The 18,052-nt window shown below is 67.4% G+C and carries 14 protein-coding genes; 2 read left to right on the top strand and 12 right to left on the bottom strand.

Going from position 1 to position 18,052, the window contains the following annotated elements; genetic code table 11:
- Window positions 1–114: 114 nt before the first annotated feature.
- Window positions 115–609 (top strand): BA14K family protein, encoded by a 495-nt coding sequence (locus tag AAC979_RS11840; RefSeq protein WP_371347046.1) that lies wholly within the window; start codon window positions 115–117, stop codon window positions 607–609.
- A gap of 425 nt (window positions 610–1,034) precedes the next feature.
- On the opposite strand, the gene AAC979_RS11835 is transcribed toward AAC979_RS11840, so the two are convergent.
- The 7 genes from AAC979_RS11835 to AAC979_RS11805 form a co-directional block, all read right to left on the bottom strand.
- Window positions 1,035–1,343 (bottom strand): hypothetical protein, encoded by a 309-nt coding sequence (locus AAC979_RS11835; RefSeq protein WP_371347045.1) that lies wholly within the window; start codon window positions 1,341–1,343, stop codon window positions 1,035–1,037.
- Window positions 1,344–1,448: 105 nt separating this feature from the next.
- Window positions 1,449–1,793 carry a hypothetical protein gene (locus tag AAC979_RS11830; protein ID WP_371347043.1) on the bottom strand — a complete coding sequence of 115 codons (345 nt, stop codon included), beginning with the start codon at window positions 1,791–1,793 and terminating at the stop codon, window positions 1,449–1,451.
- Window positions 1,790–2,662: a glycoside hydrolase family 108 protein gene (locus AAC979_RS11825; protein ID WP_371347042.1), complete on the bottom strand. Its 873-nt coding sequence runs from the start codon at window positions 2,660–2,662 to the stop codon at window positions 1,790–1,792. The genes AAC979_RS11830 and AAC979_RS11825 overlap by 4 nt, the downstream gene beginning before the upstream one ends.
- Window positions 2,663–2,760: 98 nt before the next feature.
- Complete coding sequence (locus AAC979_RS11820) at window positions 2,761–3,918, bottom strand: hypothetical protein (protein ID WP_371347041.1); 1,158 nt, start codon at window positions 3,916–3,918, stop codon at window positions 2,761–2,763.
- Window positions 3,919–3,928: 10 nt separating this feature from the next.
- Entirely contained in the window at window positions 3,929–4,249 is a 321-nt protein-coding gene (locus AAC979_RS11815; RefSeq protein ID WP_371347039.1) for a hypothetical protein, read from the bottom strand.
- Between the two features lie 13 nt (window positions 4,250–4,262).
- Window positions 4,263–7,076 (bottom strand): hypothetical protein, encoded by a 2,814-nt coding sequence (locus AAC979_RS11810; RefSeq protein ID WP_371347037.1) that lies wholly within the window; start codon window positions 7,074–7,076, stop codon window positions 4,263–4,265.
- Window positions 7,077–7,139: 63 nt separating this feature from the next.
- On the bottom strand, window positions 7,140–8,114 hold the full coding sequence (locus AAC979_RS11805; RefSeq protein WP_371347035.1) for a phage antirepressor N-terminal domain-containing protein: 975 nt from the start codon (window positions 8,112–8,114) through the stop codon (window positions 7,140–7,142).
- A gap of 324 nt (window positions 8,115–8,438) precedes the next feature.
- Here AAC979_RS11805 and AAC979_RS11800 point away from each other — a divergent pair, with 324 nt between their 5' ends.
- Entirely contained in the window at window positions 8,439–8,723 is a 285-nt protein-coding gene (locus tag AAC979_RS11800; protein ID WP_371347034.1) for a hypothetical protein, read from the top strand.
- Here the strand turns inward: AAC979_RS11800 and AAC979_RS11795 are convergent.
- From AAC979_RS11795 to AAC979_RS11775, 5 genes are read right to left on the bottom strand one after another with little or no spacing between them, the layout of a single operon-like run.
- The gene (locus AAC979_RS11795) at window positions 8,717–11,227 is read right to left on the bottom strand and encodes a hypothetical protein (RefSeq protein ID WP_371347033.1); all 2,511 of its coding nucleotides are present in this window, start codon (window positions 11,225–11,227) and stop codon (window positions 8,717–8,719) included. The genes AAC979_RS11800 and AAC979_RS11795 overlap by 7 nt on opposite strands.
- A gap of 9 nt (window positions 11,228–11,236) precedes the next feature.
- The gene (locus AAC979_RS11790; RefSeq protein ID WP_371347031.1) at window positions 11,237–12,847 is read right to left on the bottom strand and encodes a hypothetical protein; all 1,611 of its coding nucleotides are present in this window, start codon (window positions 12,845–12,847) and stop codon (window positions 11,237–11,239) included.
- Window positions 12,844–15,003, bottom strand: a complete 2,160-nt coding sequence (locus AAC979_RS11785; RefSeq protein ID WP_371347030.1) for a hypothetical protein — start codon at window positions 15,001–15,003, stop codon at window positions 12,844–12,846. Before AAC979_RS11785 ends, AAC979_RS11790 begins: the two co-directional genes overlap by 4 nt.
- Window positions 15,003–15,581: a hypothetical protein gene (locus AAC979_RS11780; protein WP_371347028.1), complete on the bottom strand. Its 579-nt coding sequence runs from the start codon at window positions 15,579–15,581 to the stop codon at window positions 15,003–15,005. Before AAC979_RS11780 ends, AAC979_RS11785 begins: the two co-directional genes overlap by 1 nt.
- Window positions 15,581–18,052 (bottom strand): hypothetical protein, encoded by a 2,472-nt coding sequence (locus AAC979_RS11775; RefSeq protein ID WP_371347027.1) that lies wholly within the window; start codon window positions 18,050–18,052, stop codon window positions 15,581–15,583. The genes AAC979_RS11780 and AAC979_RS11775 overlap by 1 nt, the downstream gene beginning before the upstream one ends.

Raw genomic sequence — 18,052 nt, 5'->3', positions numbered from 1 at the left:
CTAGTCTGAACGAGTGTTCAGAAATCTGAAATCTAGCTGCAGATTTCGTTCAGGGAGCATTCATGGAACAGCCACTACACCCTGTGTAACGGTTGTAATTCGGAGGAAGCTACTATGAAGAAGCTCTCTATTGCTATCGCGACGGCGGCAATGGTCATCACGTCGAGCGTGATGCCGGCGATATCCGCGCCGTTCGTTCCGCAGCCTGTCGCGCAGTCGACATCGAACATCGAACCGGTGCAGTACCGGCCGGGCTATCGCCAGGGCAATCGGCAGGGGTACCGCCAGGGCTACCGGCAGGGTTATCGCCAGGGCGCGCGGCGCGGTTACTGGCGCAATGGCGGACGCCATTACTACAATGGCTATCGCGGCTACAATTATTACCGCCCCGGCTATCGCCAGTATAATGGCTGGTGGTTCCCGGCCGGCGCCTTCGCCGCCGGTGCTCTGATCGGTGGTGCGCTGGGCGCGGCAGCGAGCCAGCCGAGCTATTCCGGCACCAACGCGCATGTCCAGTGGTGCGCGAACAAGTATCGCTCCTACCGGGCGTCGGACAATACGTTCCAGCCCTATAACGGCCCGCGCCAGCAGTGCGTCTCGCCCTACTGAGCGGCGCCCCCCACACACGACGAAAAGCCCGGCTTCGGCCGGGCTTTTTGCGTTCTGAAACATCGTCATAGAGAGAATTGTGGTAGCGGGAGAGGGACTTGAACCCCCGACCCCAGGATTATGATTTAAGGTGTAGGCGTTTATCTACAACGGGTTAGCCGTTTCGTCCGTGCGATATGGCGTTGTTTCCTGTGTGGTGTCGCACGGTTGCGCCGGTGACGAAGTCGCACGCAGCGCGGTTTCCAAGCAGCCATAGCGGAACACGTCCAGAAGGTCCGCCAGCATGCGCGTAGCGGCTCGTGCTGAGAGCGGGATAACCAGCGAGGGAACGGGGCTTCCGTCCTCCGGCGCCATCTGCACCACCAACTCGGCTGTGGCGGGCGTGGGGCGGCGGATATAGGGCGCGATCTGCGGATGCGGACGCATCAGGGGCGTTCGATCCGGGTCACGCGATCGTCCAGTTTCTGCACATCACGCTGCAGCGCCATCACCTGCTCGTCGGTGCGCACCCACTTTTCCATCAATTGGGTTTGCGCCGTGAGCTGCACCGCCAGCTGGCTCGACTGTATCTCGACCAGGCCAAGCCGCATGGTGAGCTGGCCATAGGCGTAGCCGGCACCCAGCGCTATGGTGATGATCGCGCCGATATTGATCGGGTTGAAGGTGAAGTCCAGCCGGAGCTTGGGGCGGTGCGGCGTATCGGCCGGGCGCGGCATTTCCGTCATCGGGTCCATCCGCACAGCTCGCGACCGACAGCATTGTGGGCCTTCACCTGGCGGAGCGTTTCGTCCGTGTCGGCGCTCGCCCAGGCGATGGGACGGAATGAGCGGCAGACGGCCTTACCCGTCGTTCCTTCGCCAGCCGTCATCGTCGCGCAACCCGCCAGAAAGAGCATCGCGGTCAGCACGCTCGCGAGCCGCAGCAGCGCGGCGTTCGATATCTTCGGCACGGGCTTGCTCCTTTTCACGGGCGCGCTGCAGGGCGCCGGCCGAGCCAGTGTTGCGGCCGGCGAGATAGGCGAGGGTGGCGGCGCCGGCGGCGATCAGGCCGGCGCGCAGGGGACCAGGCAGCAGCACCCACAAAGGGCGCCAATAGGGAAAGGTGGTCAGCAGCAGCACGCCGCCAGCGGCCGCCCACAGCCACCAGGGCGTCCAGTCAAGGACGATGCCGAGAAGCCAGCTCACGCCGCCGCTCCCAGGCTGGGCAGGGCGGAAAGGTCCGCCTTCGCCTCGCCGCTCACCACGGCCGCCACCTTCGCGTTGCGGCGCGAGGCACAAATGCCGTAGGCGGCACCGCCGACGGCCACCACGATGCCGGCAACGACAAGGCCGGCGAAGATGGTGTCGAGCCAGCCGCCGCTGCCGACCATCGGCTGCAGCGTGTCCTGCGCCTGCTTCAGGATGACGGCCGCGCTGCCGCCGCCGGCGACGGCGCCGGCCGAGCCGCCGATCGGCGCCGGCGCGGTGGCGATGTCCTCGATGCGTGCGCGCTGCGCGCCTTCCTTCGACCAGCTCGGCGCCGGCCCGACGCTGCCCATGGCCGCAGCCTGCCCGTGTTTCAGCACCTCGGCCACGCGGCGCGACCAGCCCTTGCCGAAAGTCGGCCAGGTGCGAAGGTTTTCCAACATGGCAAGACGACGGGAAAGAACATCCGCGATCAGTGCGTCATGGTCCCGGTGGCGGTCCAGCGCATCCAGCGTCGCGGCGCCGACAATGCCGTCCGCCACCACGCCCAGCGCCCGCTGCAGCCACTTCACCGACTGCGAGGGGCCGGAGTTCACGGCGCCGTCGAAAAGCACATAGTCGACGCCCGGCGGCATCGCGTCGGCGCGGATTTCGTCCCAGTACTGGAAGCGGTAGATGGCCGCCACTTCGGTGGCGGTGATGTGCCGCACGCTGGCCAGCGGCTTCTTTTGGCGCCGGCGCCAGCCGTCATAAACGCGCTGGGTGACGCCCTTGTTGGTGGCGCCGCCCGGGTCGGCCGGATGGTTCACATAGCCGCCCTCATGGACGAGCACGCGCTTCAGCGCTTCGTCGAACTGCTCCGCTGCCATGCCCGCCTCCGCTGGTTGTGGAAGCTCCAGCATGCGGGGAGGGCAAGGGGGTCAACCGAACTGGCGGCTGGGGAAGGTATGTCCAGGCGGGGCGCTGCTCACAGACGCGCGGCAATGGACATGAATTGCGCGTAAGTCATCACCTTGTGCGCAGCCTTGAAGCTGCTCGCGTCGATCGCTGCATAGGCGCCGGCCGCTCCGTTGCTGTTCATGGCACCCAGGCGGAAGGGGACGGACGTCGTGGGCGTGCTGGCCTGAGCGGCGGAATATTCCTCGGTCGTTGCCCCATCGAGGCGCAGGAAAAGGCTGACCGTCGAACCGTCGAAAGTGAGCGCCGCTACGATGGTCTTGCCCCGCACGTCCGTCGTCCCGACGATGGTGCTTTCAGTCTGGCTCCCGACACCCGCGCAGAGGCGGCCCGAAGTGTTGACACCCAGCCAGCAGCGGTTGGCGCTGGAACCCGAGGACCCCATAAGCGCTTGCACCGCCGCGAGCGTCGCCGGCACCGTGCCTTTATAGACCAGCGTCATCGCCCCGGCCTGCGCGAGGAAACTCGTCAGCAGGTTGTCGGCGGTTCCATCGAAGCGCGCGACGCCGCCGGCCTGCCGCGCGGGCTGAGAGGCGCCCGTCGTCTGCGTGGAGTGGTTGCCGGGGACGCGCTTGAGCGAGTGAACAGTAAAGGAGACGGTGGTGTCGGCGCCTGCGGTCAGCACCAGTTCCGTCGAAGTGGAGGCAATGCGGTATTTAACTCTCCCGCCAGAGGAGCTTGGTTGGATAATCGCAACGCCGGATGTGGTAGGGCGGATCGGCAACCCGAGGATCGATCCCACCTCAATGTCGATCTCGTAATAGGCCCCGGCTACCACGGGAAACGCCACATACGACTGGTTGGCGGGGAAGCTGGAGCGCGCAACACTGCCGGCGCCCGTGGCCGTGTTGTAAGTGGCCGCTGTCGTCGATCCCACAATGCCAACCATGCCGGTGCCCTTTAGCTCCGGCTGCGCCGCCACCTCATCGGCCAGAGAGCGTCCGCCCCAGGATCCGCTGTCCATTGCCAGCGCGATCGGCTCCCCGGCATCATCGGCAAGGGTCTGCCCGGTCACGTTCTGCCAGTGGCGGTCTGTCTTGGTATAGTCGATGTCGAGCAGCTGCGCAGCCGTTAGGCCGGCGGCCCACGCCTGCCAGTCCACACCCCCACCATGCCGCCAACCGGCGTAGAGTGCCGTCTGGCCGATGGCGTTTCCAGTGCCCAGCATCAGCCTACCCTCACTTGTCGCGAATACCGTAGATGGTCAGCCCCGCGGTGGTGCCGGTCGACATCACCCGCCGCACCTGCACCGGCGGCAGCGGCTGCAGGCCGGGTGTCACCTTTACGTCGTTCGTCTCATTGTCGGCGTCGCCGGTTGCCACCAGCCGCACGGTGCCGACGCCGCCGGCCACATCCGGCGGACAGAAGCACCAGAGCTGCTTGCAATAGGTGGCCAGCTCGGCATCCGCCGGCGTGATCGTCACCAGCCTGCGGCCCGGCGCGGTGATCGAGGTGCCGGCGAGCGCGGCATAGGGGTCTTTCGTGGCGTCATAGGGCATGTGTCGCTCCGGCTTACGGCATGTTCGGAAGGGCGGTGAAAGCGGCTTTGGGGCAGACATAATCCCACTCACACGTGCCGTCGGAGATGGCGACGCCGGTGCCAGTTGGGCCGCCGCTGCTCGCACTGGTGCCTGGTGTGCGCAGCTTATAGACATTCCCGCCGTTCACGACGCATCGACCAGCCACCGCATAGGCGGCAGAACCGGCCCATGCATCCGCAAGCGCCGCGCCTGCGCTGACGATCCAGCCGGCCGGCGTGCCCGATGTGGGCGAAGTCGAGCCGATGATTTCGCCGAGCGTGTACCATCCATGTACGCCAGATGTGGCCGGGTTCGCGCTTGCCGTGCGCCGGGTGCTGGACACATGCACAAGTGGCGTCGTGACGCCGATGCTGCTGGTGTAGGTTCCGGGGAACGCCTCCAGTTCAAAACCGACCAGAGCACATCCGTTGGTGCCGCCATGATATCCTACATGCATCGACGCCACTTCGTCCCGCACTGTGAAGATGATGGCCGATGGCGTGTCTGAGGAGGATTGATACCCCCCGCCGAAGAGCGTCGTTGTCGCCGACAGCCCCTTGACGTAGGGCTCCGTGCCCCATTCGTCGGTAGCGGTGCCGGACAGCACTGCGCCAGCGGCATCGAACGCCTGGACGAAATAGCGGCCGCCGCGATTTGCGACAAATGCCCCCGAAAGGCGCCACGTCTTCGTGTTGCTGGTATCGACCTCAATCAGGACCGCATTCTGCCCCTCGATCTGCACGCAGCGCGCATTGGCGCGCACAGCGACGCTGGAGGCTGCGACAGCCAGAGGAGTGGCGGCGGTATTCGCCTTGAAAAAATACGGCGCCTCAATCCGCGCTGTAGTGCCGCCCGAAGCGCTGATTTTCTGCACCATCGGCCCGCTTTGCCATTTCGGCTGCGGCGTTGAGGTCGGGTGCCGCGCTATATTTCCGAACGCCCCGCCGCGCTGGTGCCAGCCCTTGTAGAAGTCGGCGCCTGCACCGGCTTGGTACCCATAGATAACTTCGTTCAGACATCCGCCATTGGAGCTGGCCCCAGAGCCGTTGTCGGCAATGCCGAAGGGGCCTTTTCCGGTCTCATGGCGCGGGAGATGCCAGTAGTTATAGACGCCTGTCCTGTCGAGTAAGACGGGAGTACGGTATTCAGCCGACGCAGGAGCGCCTAATTCATAGCATGGAGAGTACCACCTGTTTGTATTATTACCTTTATATCCAGCATCCGAAGAGGTTATCACCGTACCGTATGAGTTTCCAAGTGCATTTACCGTCGCGTAATTCCCACGTCGGCCGCCGATAAATGTATTCTCATTGACAAAGCCGCCAGAACCAGTACACCGCAATACTTCGTGGTACCTGCAATCCGAAGTTGAGCTGAACGTAAGAGTATTATATGCGGAATAGAACGAACCCCCGGAGGACTCCAAAGCATACCCGATAGTAAAGCCTGCTATCGCACCGACATGAACCCGAAATGAAATGAGATTGTAAAGTATAAGTCCCGCATCATCGGAAAGCATGGAAGCGCGTTCGTCGGGGAGCCAAACGGTTGTGCCTACACGCACAATTTGAGGCGTGTGCAGCGTCGCCAGATACATGGCGGAGCTTGGCGACCCGAACCGAATACACCCCCCACTAGGAGACCCGATCCGAAGGCGAGCGAGATTGATGTATTTAGGGACTGCGTTGGCCACAGGCGCATACGAAACGGGCGTTTCCACCATGACATTGAGCGGCCGTTCCACATGAGGTGCGCGGCCGGTGGCAACGCAGGCGTCGAACCAGTCCTTCACGCGCGCGGACTGGTCGATCAACATGGAGGGATCATCGAACACCCCGAAATGCTGGGGCGTGTAAACATTGTTGTAGAGTTCCCACCAGCGGCCGAAGAGCGAGGGCCGCTTGCCGGGATGCGCCGGTTCCGTCTCCACGCTGCGCCATTGCGCGCCGCCGCCGTCGCCCGGGCTGGCGAAGCCGGACGTTGAAATGTTCACCACCGGGGCGGGGATGTTGCGTGCGTCGATATCGACCGAGGTGAGGCCGATATGGTTCGAGGTTTCCAGCGTGCCTTCCATGAGCGGGCCGAGATTGGTCCAGCTGCTGGTGACGCTGGACCACACATAGATGTTCTCGCCCACCACCCAGGCATCGCCGACGTTGCCGCTGGCCGGCAGGTCTTCCACGGCCGCCACGGTGCCGACGATCTTGACGCCGCCGCCGGCGGCGCCGCGAATGTCCACCGCCTGGGCGACGTTCGCCGTCAGGCCGGCGGCACCGACATAGCGGTTGATCGCCGGCTTGGCCCCGAGGCCGCCCACCCAATCCACGATCTTGCGCACCCGGCGCTCGCCATAGCTTTCCACCGCCTCGATGGGCGTCCAGCCATTGGCGGCGGTCTTGAGCAGGGCGAGCGCCGCCCCGATGTCGCGCCGCGCCTCCTGCGCCCAGATGGTGGCGCGGTCGAAGAAACGGTTCAGCGGGCCGCTTTCCACCCGCCCGCCCGGCAGCGGATCCTGAGTGTTGGCGATGACGGCTGCGCCGACGATGCGCACCCGCGTGCCCGCCGCACGGCCGAGCGCGAAAACAATGCTGCCGCCGGCGACGGTCGGCAGGGCGGTGGGAATGCTCCATTCGGTGCCGTAGGTGGCGGGCGTCCAGTTGTCCGGGTCGTCCGCCGGCGCCGTCTCCACCGTCAGATCGCCGGCATCGAGCAGGGCGAAGGCGAAGGTGAACACCGTCTGCCCGGCCGTGGCGGTGTAGGGGCCAGCGATGCGGGCGGCGGGACCGATGGGCAGGATCGCGGACATGGGGCCTCACGCGGCGGGTTTTCAGCCCTTGCAGCGTGAGGCCTCGGCGGGGTGGTCAACCGATCACGCGGTGGCGAGGAATGGCACTTCCGAGGGTTGATCCTCGATCACGCCCACCGACAGGAAGGTGGCCCGCGACGAGTGGCGCAGGAAGCTCAGCGGCCCGATCCGCCGCGCGCCCGGTAGCCGCATTAGCGCCCGCGCGTGATCGAACGCCCAGGGCGTGTCGCGGAAGATGTTGCTCAGAAAGGGATGCCGGTTGGCGATGGCGACGCCGAGCTCTTCATCCTGCCGGTAGGTTTTCACGCCCGAGGCCGCCAGCACCTGGTGGATTTCGGGATGGTGCTCGGCCAACGCCCCGTCGAAGAGGTCGAGCAGCCCGCCGCGCACCGTCAGGTCGGAGCCGCGGCAGGCGGCGTCGAGCAGCCGGCGCAGGCAGGCCGGGCCGTCCAGCGACGGATCGATGCTCCGCCGGGGCGCGCTCGGCGCACGGTCGAGGAAGGGCACACCGCAGGCCCGCAGATAATCCGCCGCCGCCGCCCGCCCGCTCATGCGCTCGATGCGGCTGGAAACCTGCACCGCCGAGTTCATCCACGACACCGCCCACGGCTCGCCGCGCAGGAAGGCGTCATGCGGCGCGGGCAAGGTGTTCGTATCATGGGGGTGCCTTGTCGCAGCCGTCGCACCGAAGAAGTGCTCGAACAGCACGCGGTAGCACTCGCGCTTGTAGATCAGCACCCGATTTCGGGTTTCGTCGTCCTTGACGCGCCCCTCTTCGATGCCGAACAGCCAGCCATTGACCAGATCGAGGCGCAGAAGGGTCGTTTCCTGCACGCCACCGGGGGAAGGTACACCCATCATGGTTACACCTTCGGCCAGAATGATGTCCCGCTTGATCCGCTCCAGCTGCTTCTGCCAGGCGATACCGAGCCGGTCGCAGATGACTTTGACGGCGACATAGATCACGCCGTCGATTTCCGTCGCCCACAGCGTGTCGCCGTGGAATTCCACTTGGGTGAGCTGTTTCGTCGTGGTCATGGCAAAGCCCCTTCAAGCTGCCGTTGAACGGCACCAGCCGGAATGGCTTTTGCGACCACACCGGGCGGCGGGGGCTCAAAACCTGATGAAGGTCAGGCGGACTTCTTCGAGCACCGAGGTGCCTTATCCCGTCGCACCCCCGCCATAGGGGATCGTGCGCACGATTCGCGCACGAGAAAAACCCGGCTCGCCGGGCACGCCTTCATCAGGTGTTTTGAGCACCATCGCAATCGTACGTTATCCGCCACTGTGCGACAACTACCTTATTGATGTACCTTGCGGACCCGGTGAATAATCCGGGCGTGGAAATTTTCGGGGGGTCGCATGAAAACGCTGCTTTCAGCCCTGCTTCTGACCATCGCCACAACCCTGCCGGCAAGGGCAACGTGCCTTAGCCTCTATGGGTGCAACAGCTCCGGCAGCAGCCGCTACGATCTTCGCGACCAGAGCGGCGCGCCCGATCTCTACGGCAACCGCTATGAGAGCCCCTATCTGCGCCAGCAGCAGCGCGACGCCTATGAGCGCCAGCAATATGAGCAGCGCAACCGGGCCCTCGGCAGCGAATACAACAGCTACGGGCAGCCGCGCTTCAGGCAGTACGGCTACTGACCCATGAACGGCAGTGCCGGCGCCTGCGGCAGGCGGCTGGGCGCCATGTCGCCCGGCGCCCACCAGAAGCCTTGGTCGCGCTCGCGCCGGGCGCCCTGAACCTGCCGCTTGAACTTGTCGTTCGCCTTGGGGTCGAGCAGGTACTGCAACTGGTCCATCAGGATGCGCTGATAGGCGGCATTCAGGAACCACATGTTGGCGCCGGGCACATAGTTGCGGGCGAAGCGCACCGCGTCGGCGCCGAGCGTGGTTTCCTTACCCTCGCTCAGCTTTTGGGCGTTGCCGGCCGACATCTTCCACAGATCCTCGACGAGGGCGGCGCCCGGCCCAAGCAATGTCGAGCCCAGAGAGTTGCCGAAGCGGTTGGCGTCGGCAAAGAGGAAATCGCCGAAGATGCCCATGCCGCCGCCCTGCGCCGCAGCGGCCCACCAGAAGCTCAGCCGGTCGGCCGGCTGGGGGTCGCGGGTCTTGGTCACGTCCTTCAGCCAGAGGCCGAAGGCGCCGCCCAGCGTCAGGGCGAGCATCGTGCCCATGGCATAGGCGCCGCCCCGCGCGCCGCGCCCGGCGCCGACCTCATGCGCAATGCGCTGCAGCTGCAGCAGCGCGACCGATACACCGAAGGAGCGGAACATGGCGGCCGACCGCGTGAGTTCGCCCAGCAGGGTACCGGGGCGGGTGCGGCCGATCATATAGGCCCGCCCGCGCAGGGTGCCGGAAGGAATACCCCGTTCCGTCTCCCCGAGGATCATCTCGGTGAACCGCTCCGCCGCCAGCCGCGCGCCCGGATCGTCAACGCCGGCGATGTCGCCCGGCCGCAAGAAGCGCGCGCCCTCGATGTCCTCCGGCGCGGCGCGCTGCATGATCGCCCACTGGTCGGCGCCGATGCCGTAGCCCTCCATGATCCGCCGGAACTCGCCCGGCACGGCGTCCCACGCCTTCGCCATGTGATCGGCCGCCGTGGCCTGAAACTCGCGGCCGAGCGCATGCTTGATCGCCTGCGTCCAGGGTGACAGTCCGGTGATGTTCAGCACCCGGTCAGGCAGGCGCTTGGACCATTCCGGCCCCATAAGACTGCCGTGCCAGCGCGCGCTGTCGCGCAGCACGTGCAGCGCGTCATCAAGGATCAGCCCGGCGCGCACGCCGCGCATGCGGGCGTTTTTGCCCCCCTTGATTTCACCCGCCAGCCCCTTGAGCAGCCGGGTGACGTTCAGCCCGTCGAATTTGGCGAGGCTTGAGGCCATGATCGGATCGGTGGTCACGGCCGAAAGGACCGCGCCGCCAAGGCGCGCCGCCACGATGACATTGCGCGCGGCCGCGCCGGCATCAGCCAACCATGCGCGCACGGGAAGCTCGGCCGCTCCCCGGATCTGCGACCACAGCCCATCGAGCGCGTAGAGGCTTGTTTCCCTCCATGCGGCCGCCGCTTTCGGCGACACCTTCGTCAGGGTCGCCTTGCCGGTCTGCGCTAGGCCCGCCTGCTGGCGGATGATTTGGCGCATCCATTCCATAGTCGCATCGGGGTTCGGCCCGAGGATTTCAAGCGCCGCGATGTCCTGCGCCATCAGGTTGATATGGCTCATCATCGTGGCGAAGATGTCGGGATTGCCGAACTCCCGCTGATACTCAAGCCAGCTTTCGGCATCCTTGAACGCCAGGAAGCGACTGTCGGCACGCTGGTTCGCCAGCGCGCCACGGCCGAACGGCTGGCGCGACGGCTCGCGAACGTTCCAGCTCTCCGAAACGATGCTGTCGAACACATGCGGCAGCGCCTCGTCCAGCTCCGCATCCGTCATCGCCTCGCCGGTCAGGGGGTGGCGCATCTTGGCCGGATCGAGCCGGGGCCGGATGAAGGCCACCCAGGCGTCATAGCCCTGTTGCATCAGCCGCAGACGGTCGTGGCCCTGCGGAAATCCCCAGTTCTTCAGTTCCCCGATGGCGCCGCCGGCGGCGTTGAAGCGCTCCCGCAGCCATTCATGGGCTCGCTGCCATGCCTGTGCCAGCTCTCGGGCGGCCGCATCCCCCGTCGCTTCGCCCATCGCCTCGCGCGCCACATTGTCGAGCTGCGCCTTGTTGCGCCGGGCGCCTGCCAGCCATGTGCGATCGAAGGTGGCGAGAATACCTTCCATCATCGTATGCGCCTGCGCCGTGATGGCGTTGGCGCGGCCCGCCACGGAGGAATATCCCGTGTGCCCCTGATGTTCGAGAACCCGGATAGCGGCCTCGGCCACATCGGGCTTCCCGGCGGCATTCCGGTATCCGGTCAGTTCCTTTCGCAGCCGGTCGGTTGTCGCCGCCGTCAGGCCGGCCAGTCGCGCGCGCCGCGCCGCCTCGGCTTCCAGCTGCTGGGCCAGATCGTCCCGCGCCTCGGCGGCGGCAGCAGCATCGCCGCGGCTGCGAGATTTCGTCCGATGCACGCGATCATAGGCGGCGCCGAGGGCTTCGGCCTCCTCCGGCGTGATCTCCTTGGCCTTCACCATGCGGTCGAGGCAGTCGCGGAATGCCATAAGCGCCTCCTAGACGCGGCAGGCGGCAACCGCCGCCGCCAGTTCGGTGAAGCGGGGCGCGTCGCTTCCCAGCGCATCGCGCGACACCATGCGCACGCCGCCGTCCGCGCCCATGGCGACTGGCATGTCGGGGTAATTCTCGGAAATGTCGTCCGAAGGCGTCAGGCGCCGGGCTGGCGCGGCCGCCGGCGCCGGCTGCGACAGTTCACCCATCAGCTGCTGGCGGCGGTTTTCCAGCCGCAACAGCTCTTCCGGGCCGCCTTGGCCGCCGCGCGCGTCGGGCAGATCGCGGCGGACAATGTTCGCCAACTCTCCCAGCTTGCCGATGGCCGGGTCGCGATCATCGAGCCCTTCTCCGAGAGCCCGCAGCGCCGCGTCGGCATTGTCCATCTCGGCCATGGCGGCACGCCGGGCAGAGACATCATCAACCGGGATCGCGTCATAGGCGCGCCGCGCGGCGTCCAGCCGCGCAATCGCGCCATCAAGCGCTGTGCCACCATCGGGCGGCGGCGCCACCGCTGGCAGGTAGGTTTCCGGCTCATCCGGGCGCGGCAGCGGGGCATCGGGCTCTTCGGCCCGACGCATGGCGGCGGACAGCAGCAGTGCGCTTTCGTCCGGCGCCATGCCTTCCGGCACGCGCGCCTGTACAAGCCTGTCGGCCTCCAACGCGTCTGCGGCGGCGCGGATTTCCGGGGGGGCCGCATCGCCCGCCTCGCGCACGGCGGCGATGAGCGCGTCGTCGTCGCCCGCCATGCCGCGCTCGATGGGGGGGGCATCGGGGCGGCTCAAGGCGCGAAGGCCGCGCGCACCCGCTTCAAGACCGCCGCCGAGAATGCCACCAAACAGCGCTGCGGTGCCGATATCGGCAAGCATTTCGCGCGGCGTGTTTGCCGGCACGCCGAGATCGGTACGCCATTTGGCGATGATCGGCTGCGCCATGGTCTCAGTCGCCGCGTTCACCACGGCCTCGCGCACGCCGGCCCGCAGGATCGCGCCTGCCGCCGTGCGCGTAGCTCCCGCCGCTGGCCCACCGACGACAAGCCCGAGAAGGTTTTCAGGAGCCCGCAGGGAGCCCGCCATGGCGCCAGCAAGATAGGTTGGCCACTTGATCACGGCAGGCACGTTCTCGGCCGCCAGCGCGCGGGCGGAGGCCGCACGGGTGCGCTCGTCGAGCGCGCGCATGTCGTCTTCAATGCTGCGATCGGGGGCGATGGCGGCGCGCTTGGCCCGCTCAAGGTCCGGCAACCCGTCTGCCAGTTCGCGCCGCCGCTCCTCGAACTGGCGCGCCATGAGCTGCATCGCGGCGTCACGGTTTTTCAGCGCGTTTCGCTCGACAGGCAGGCCGGCGGCTCGCAGCTGCTCTATCGCCTCGCCCGAGGTGATGACAGCGCGCGTCGGGTTTTCCAGCCGGACGCCGGTGGCCTTGAACACCGCGTCGATCCTGTCGTCATAGGCGCGCTCGCGCAGCCATGCCTCACCCGCCGTATTGGCGATGTAGGTGGCATGGTCGACGCCGGCCTGAAGGATTTCCGGGATCGAGACATCAGGTTCCGGGGGCCTCCGGCGCTGGTCTTCCGGCACAAGCGGCTGTGGTTCCCCGTCGTCGAACCAGTAGCTCATCGGAAAGCTCCCGGAACACGCTGGCGCAAGGTAGGAGCGAGGGCGTTCAGGTCGAGCACCCAATAGCGGCCGGCGCTATCCGTCTGCCACTGTGGATCGTCGCCCTGGGGATCGCCAAGGGCGAGGCGGTATCGGCCGGGCGAGATCGCAACCAGCCGCCCGGCTGCTATGTCGGCCGCCTTCGGCGCATCCGCACCTAGGTCTTCGTCCTTCAGGGCGCCAACAACATCGGGGAACTTGTCGGCCCTCATCGATGGCGGCACCAGTACCTTGTCGCGGCGCCCGCCGAAGCCGAACAGGCCACCTACCTGATAGTCCGCGACACCGCCATACTGCACGCCGTTGCGGTCGAAGGTGGCGCCGGCAGCTTCCTGCAGCGTGCGCTCAAACGCGGCCTTGCTGTCGTCGTCGCCAAGGCTCGGCGCCAGCCCCTTGCGATAGGCGCGGGCCTCAAAGGCGGTTTTCGCCGTGGTCTCCGCCGTGCGCAGCGCGTCCGGCGCGGCGAGAAAGGCCGGGCCAAGCACCTCGGCCGCCATGTCACGGAAGGGCTGGGGCTTCCAGTTCGGCGGCTTGAAGGCGGGGTCGCGCCGCATCTTGATGGCTTCCGCCACATCCGCCGCCAGTTCTTGCGAGCCGCCCGCCAGCACCACACCGCCGACATGGGCGAGCACGGGAGCGGAGGCTGACACCTCCGCCAGCACGGCGGGCGCGCGCGGGCCGAAGCCGGCGGCGATGCCGTTGACGACGGACAGCATGGCGTCGCCGCCCTGCTCGACATTGCGCGCCAGCGCCGCGCGCTCCTGCGGGCGCAGATAGACCGGGCGGGTGCCGTAATGCGCGGCCACCGCCTCCGCCGCATCGCCGCGCGCGGTCAGGCTGGCCGGGTCGGCGAAGTCGAGCTGCGGCACGGTGACGATGCCGGCGCGCTCGCCCCAGCCGAGAGGATCGTCCTTCAGCCCCTCGGTCATGGTTTTCAGGAAGGCGTCGGCGCGCTGGTTGCGCGCGGCGGTGACGGTGGTGGCGCCACGTTCCGTCGTCTTCGCCTTCAGCGTGGAAATGGCCGCCTCGGCTTCCGCCGGCGAGCGGGAGGCCAGCGTGTGGAAGAACTCGGCTTCCTGCCGCAGCGCGGCCACCGTGTCGGTGCCGCCGGGCACGGCGGCGGCGGCGGTGTCGATCGCCTTCCACTGTTCGGGGGCGATGCCATAGCCCTCGCTCGCCAGTTTCAGTATGGCGCCGGTCTGGGTGCGCAGCGCCGTTTCCGCCCGCGTGGTCGCCACATTGTCGGCACTGAGCTGCCGTTCGAAAGCGCCGGTCAGCCGCTCATAGCCGTCAAGGTCCAGCTTACCCGCCAGCCCTTTGCCCTCTTTGAAATCGGCGGCGATCTTTTCCAGGAAGGGCTTGCGCTCCTCCGGCGCCAGCCGGTCGAAGGCGCCTTTCAGGTGCGCCGTGGCGCGATCGGCCTGGATCGTCTTGGTGAGGCGCTGCGCCGTGCCGGGCGTGATGGCGCCAGAGGCCTCGGCGCGGGCGGCGATGTCGCTCACCTTCTTCGCCTCGGTCTCGGTGGCTTTCAGGCCGTCCTCGTCCATGCCCAGCGCATAGCCCTGCCGCTCAAGATTGGCCTGCGCGGCGGTCAGCGCTGCGGCCGCGCCGGCTGCCTGTTCCTGCTTCGCCCGCGTCGCCGCCGCCCGGTCGGCCGCGCGCACATAGCCCAGCTCGACACGCGAGAAGGCGCTGTCGAATGCCGCGCGTGCCACCGGGTCCGGCAGCACGTCGGCGCCGAGCATCTGCTCTTTCAGCGTGGCGAAGCTGGCGCGCAGGCCGGCGGGATCGTTCTCGTGTTGCAGGGCGAGCGCGTCGGCCTGGCTGTACAGCTTGGTGTCGAGCTTGTCGGCATAGGTGCGCATCGCCGCCGCGTCGAAGGCGTCGGAATAGGTGGAGCCGGTGCGGCGCAGCTTCGGCTTGCCGCTCAGTGCCGCCTCTGTGCCCGCCAGCTCGCCGGCGCGGGCGGCGAGGCCGTCTGCCTTGGCCGCCAGCCGGCGGGAGGTGCCGGCCAGCGCCTCGCCCTCGGCCGCCAGCGTGCCGGAAACGCCGCCCACGGCCGTGCCCAGCTGCGCCTGCCCCATGAACTGCTGAATGCGGAGAAGATTGCGCGCCATCAGCCAAAGCTCCCTGCCATGCTGGCCAGCCCTTCTCCCAGCTGCAGGAAGCCGGAAAGCTGGCCGGAGGAACGGGCCCGGCGCGAGGCGCGGCGATAGCCCATCAGCCGGGCCTCTTCCTGCTGGCGGTCGATCTCGCTTTCCCGCGTCAGGTCTTCCCAAGTGCGGGCGCGCTGGTCCGCCGCCTGCCCATAGGCGAGGTCGATGCCGGCGGCGGCCGCCGCCACATCGTTCTGCCCGAGGATATCCAGCGCCTCGCGCTTGAAGCGGGTGCGCCGCGCCACGCCGGCAATGCGGTCATCCATCGCCTGGGCATCGATCTCGGCCGCTTTTTCCTCGCCCGCCGCCATGGTGCGCATGGCGGACAGCACCGAGGTGGTGCCGGAGAGGATGGACGCGGCGGTGCCGACACCGCCGAGAATGGAGGAAAGGCCCGTGGCGGCGGAGCCGGCAGCGGCGGCGGCGCCAAGCCCCTCGATTGCGAGCGAGGCGCCGGCCGCGCTGGCGGGGATCGCGGCCGCTGTGGCACCGGTGAGGGTCGAACCCAGTGCGGCGATGGCGGAAATCGCAAGCTCCATTATGGGTCTCCTTCGCCGACAATCGCGCGCAGGGTGATGCGGCCGGGGCGCAGCTGGGTCACGGTCATGGTGGGCTGGCTGCCGTCGCCGGCGATGCCGTCGCGCTCGCGCTGGCCGGTGAAGCCCGCCTGCAACTCCGGCACGTCCATCGGCGCGCCATAGTCGAGCAGCGGCAGCTCCTCGATGGCGCTGCCATTGGCGCCCACCGCCACCGACGTGGTGTCGGCCAACGAGAGCCGCACCGTGTGGTAGCCCCACTGCGAAAAGGTCACGATCTCGGGCCCGATCTCGCGCGAGGGCGGCAGCGTCTCGGCGAGGAACGGCGTCCAGCGACCCACCGTGACGTTGCCCACGGCGCGCGGCAGGGTGATGCTGCCGCCTGTGACGGTGAAGGGGCCGAACACGTCATCGCCGGCGATGGCCCACACCTGCGCCCCTTCATGGTCGGCAAGGCCGGTCACGGTGGCGGAGGCGACGGGGCGCACCAGGCTCACCGCCTGATCCAGCAGCAGCCCCTGCTCGAAGCGCTCGACAAAGGGCACCAGCACGCCATTCACCGGCCGCTCGGTCAGCACGGTGATGCGGTTGGCGCCGTTGACGCTTACCGCGCGGAAAAGCCCGTCCGTCGTCACCCGCGCAAAGGCCGTCACGTCCTGTTCGCGCAGCAGGGTCACGAAGCGCATCTGCCCGTCCGCCTGCACATAGGCGAGAATGTTGGCGTCGGAATTGCCGTCCGAGCGCTTCATGGCGAGGTCAACCACGTCGCTCACCAGGTGCGAGGCGAGCAATGAGAGGCGGGCCGCAACGAAGGTCTGGTCCACCTCATTGTAACGAAACTCGCACAGGACGCTGCCGGAGCGGTCGGCGAAGACGGCGGCGCCTTCATTCTCCACCACGGGCACGCCCCGCGCGCAGCCATTGCTTGAGGCGCGGATCGGGTTGAGCGGCTGATCCTTGGAAATGGCGGTGTTGGAAATCCAGTATTCGCCCCGGCTGGTCAGCATCATCAGCGAGCGTGCGGCGATGAATTCCTCGATCGCCTCGTCTTCGTCCGTATCGACAGGCGCGACGAAAGGGGCGGTGGCTGGCACCAGCGCGGTGTTGAGCTGGTAGAAATCGCCGGTTTCCGACGCGACAATGGCGTTGGGAACGCCCGGCGCGCCGGCCATCATCAGCCGCTGCTGATAGAAAATGCCGCAGCGTGGCCAGCCGCGCGCATCGGAAAAAATGTCTTCGCCGCCGAACTCGCCGCGCGTCACCCGCGACCAGCTAACCGCCGCGTCGGCGACATTGAGCACGCGGGTGGAATTGATCGTCACCGGCCCCTCATTGCCCTCGCCATTGAAGGTGATGGTGGCGGAGCCGAAACCGCCGGCGATGTAGCCGGAGACGGTAATTCCCGGCTCGATGCCTTCCAGCGCCTCGATGGCCTCGGTGATGTTGGTGGTGATGCTGCCGACCGAGGGGTTGATCGTGCCGGTTTCCTCGCCATCGACGGTGACGGTGAAGACCGCCGCGCCCGTGGCATTGATGAAGGCGAGCCGCCACACGGCGGCGATGGCGTTGCCATATTCCACATCGCCGAAATCGTAGCGCGGGATCTTCTTGAGCGGCACGGCGCCGCATTCCCATTCCCGGTCATCGTTCTCGCGGAAAATGCGCCAGGGCACCCGCGTGCCGGAAAACAGCAGGCCGGTGTTCAGCCGCTGGCGCCAGCGCCCGCGCGCTTCCTCCGCCGTGTGCGGCAGGGCGAAGCCGGCCAGCCAGCCGCCGGTGGCGGCATAGACATCGCCATGGCCCTGCGTCAGCACCAGGTCGTAGGCGACATCGCGGGAATAGGCGAAGGAGCGCAACCGCGCGCTCGAGAAGCTCGTGCCCTCCGCGAGGAAAGCCACCTCGGCGATCGACACCATGTCCGTCACCGCCAGGCCGGCGGCGACGATACGCCAGGCGCTCGCCGTCACCGGCTGGGCCGGCGGCGCGCAGAAGCGGCGGGAACGGTTGGCCGCCAGCAGCTTGCGCGCGCCGTTGAGGCTCACCCAGCCGCCGGGCGTGGAATACTGCACATCGAGCGTGCCGGTGCCGTTGGACAGCCGGTAGCGGTTCACGTCCACCGCCGCCACAGCGGTCGGCACCGCAAAGGTGACGGTCATCACCACATGCGGCCCGCCGATGATCGCATCCGTGGTCAGCAGCGTGGCGGTGTCGCCGTCCAGCGCGTTGCCCACCGTGCCGCCGGACGGGGCGGCGAGGGTGGCGCCGGCAAGGCTGATATTGGTCAGCACCGGCCGGCGCCGGCCGATCAGGCGGGTATAGGGCCGCTGCGAGCACGGGCCCTGCGGCGTCGCCAGCAGGTTTTCCGCCCGTTTCAGGCCGGAACGGTAATATTTCAGGTTCTTGCGCTCGGCGAGCAGGTCGCCCAGCTCGCCGCTGGCGAAGGAGGCCTGTTCGCGTCCGGGCTGGCCCGCCAT

This window comes from Ancylobacter sp. IITR112 (genome assembly GCF_041415945.1).
In the GTDB taxonomy this organism is placed as follows: domain Bacteria; phylum Pseudomonadota; class Alphaproteobacteria; order Rhizobiales; family Xanthobacteraceae; genus Ancylobacter.
This window is presented reverse-complemented; position numbering and strand designations above follow the sequence as displayed.

Coding starts and splice junctions, on each gene's coding strand:
- AAC979_RS11840 (WP_371347046.1), top strand. CDS start 115: ATGAAGAAGCTCTCTATTGCTATCGCGACGGCGGCAATGGTCATCACG.
- AAC979_RS11835 (WP_371347045.1), bottom strand. CDS start 1,343: ATGGACCCGATGACGGAAATGCCGCGCCCGGCCGATACGCCGCACCGC.
- AAC979_RS11825 (WP_371347042.1), bottom strand. CDS start 2,662: ATGGCAGCGGAGCAGTTCGACGAAGCGCTGAAGCGCGTGCTCGTCCAT.
- AAC979_RS11820 (WP_371347041.1), bottom strand. CDS start 3,918: ATGCTGGGCACTGGAAACGCCATCGGCCAGACGGCACTCTACGCCGGT.
- AAC979_RS11815 (WP_371347039.1), bottom strand. CDS start 4,249: ATGCCCTATGACGCCACGAAAGACCCCTATGCCGCGCTCGCCGGCACC.
- AAC979_RS11810 (WP_371347037.1), bottom strand. CDS start 7,076: ATGTCCGCGATCCTGCCCATCGGTCCCGCCGCCCGCATCGCTGGCCCC.
- AAC979_RS11805 (WP_371347035.1), bottom strand. CDS start 8,114: ATGACCACGACGAAACAGCTCACCCAAGTGGAATTCCACGGCGACACG.
- AAC979_RS11800 (WP_371347034.1), top strand. CDS start 8,439: ATGAAAACGCTGCTTTCAGCCCTGCTTCTGACCATCGCCACAACCCTG.
- AAC979_RS11795 (WP_371347033.1), bottom strand. CDS start 11,227: ATGGCATTCCGCGACTGCCTCGACCGCATGGTGAAGGCCAAGGAGATC.
- AAC979_RS11790 (WP_371347031.1), bottom strand. CDS start 12,847: ATGAGCTACTGGTTCGACGACGGGGAACCACAGCCGCTTGTGCCGGAA.
- AAC979_RS11785 (WP_371347030.1), bottom strand. CDS start 15,003: ATGGCGCGCAATCTTCTCCGCATTCAGCAGTTCATGGGGCAGGCGCAG.
- AAC979_RS11780 (WP_371347028.1), bottom strand. CDS start 15,581: ATGGAGCTTGCGATTTCCGCCATCGCCGCACTGGGTTCGACCCTCACC.
- AAC979_RS11775 (WP_371347027.1), bottom strand. CDS start 18,052: ATGGCGGGCCAGCCCGGACGCGAACAGGCCTCCTTCGCCAGCGGCGAG.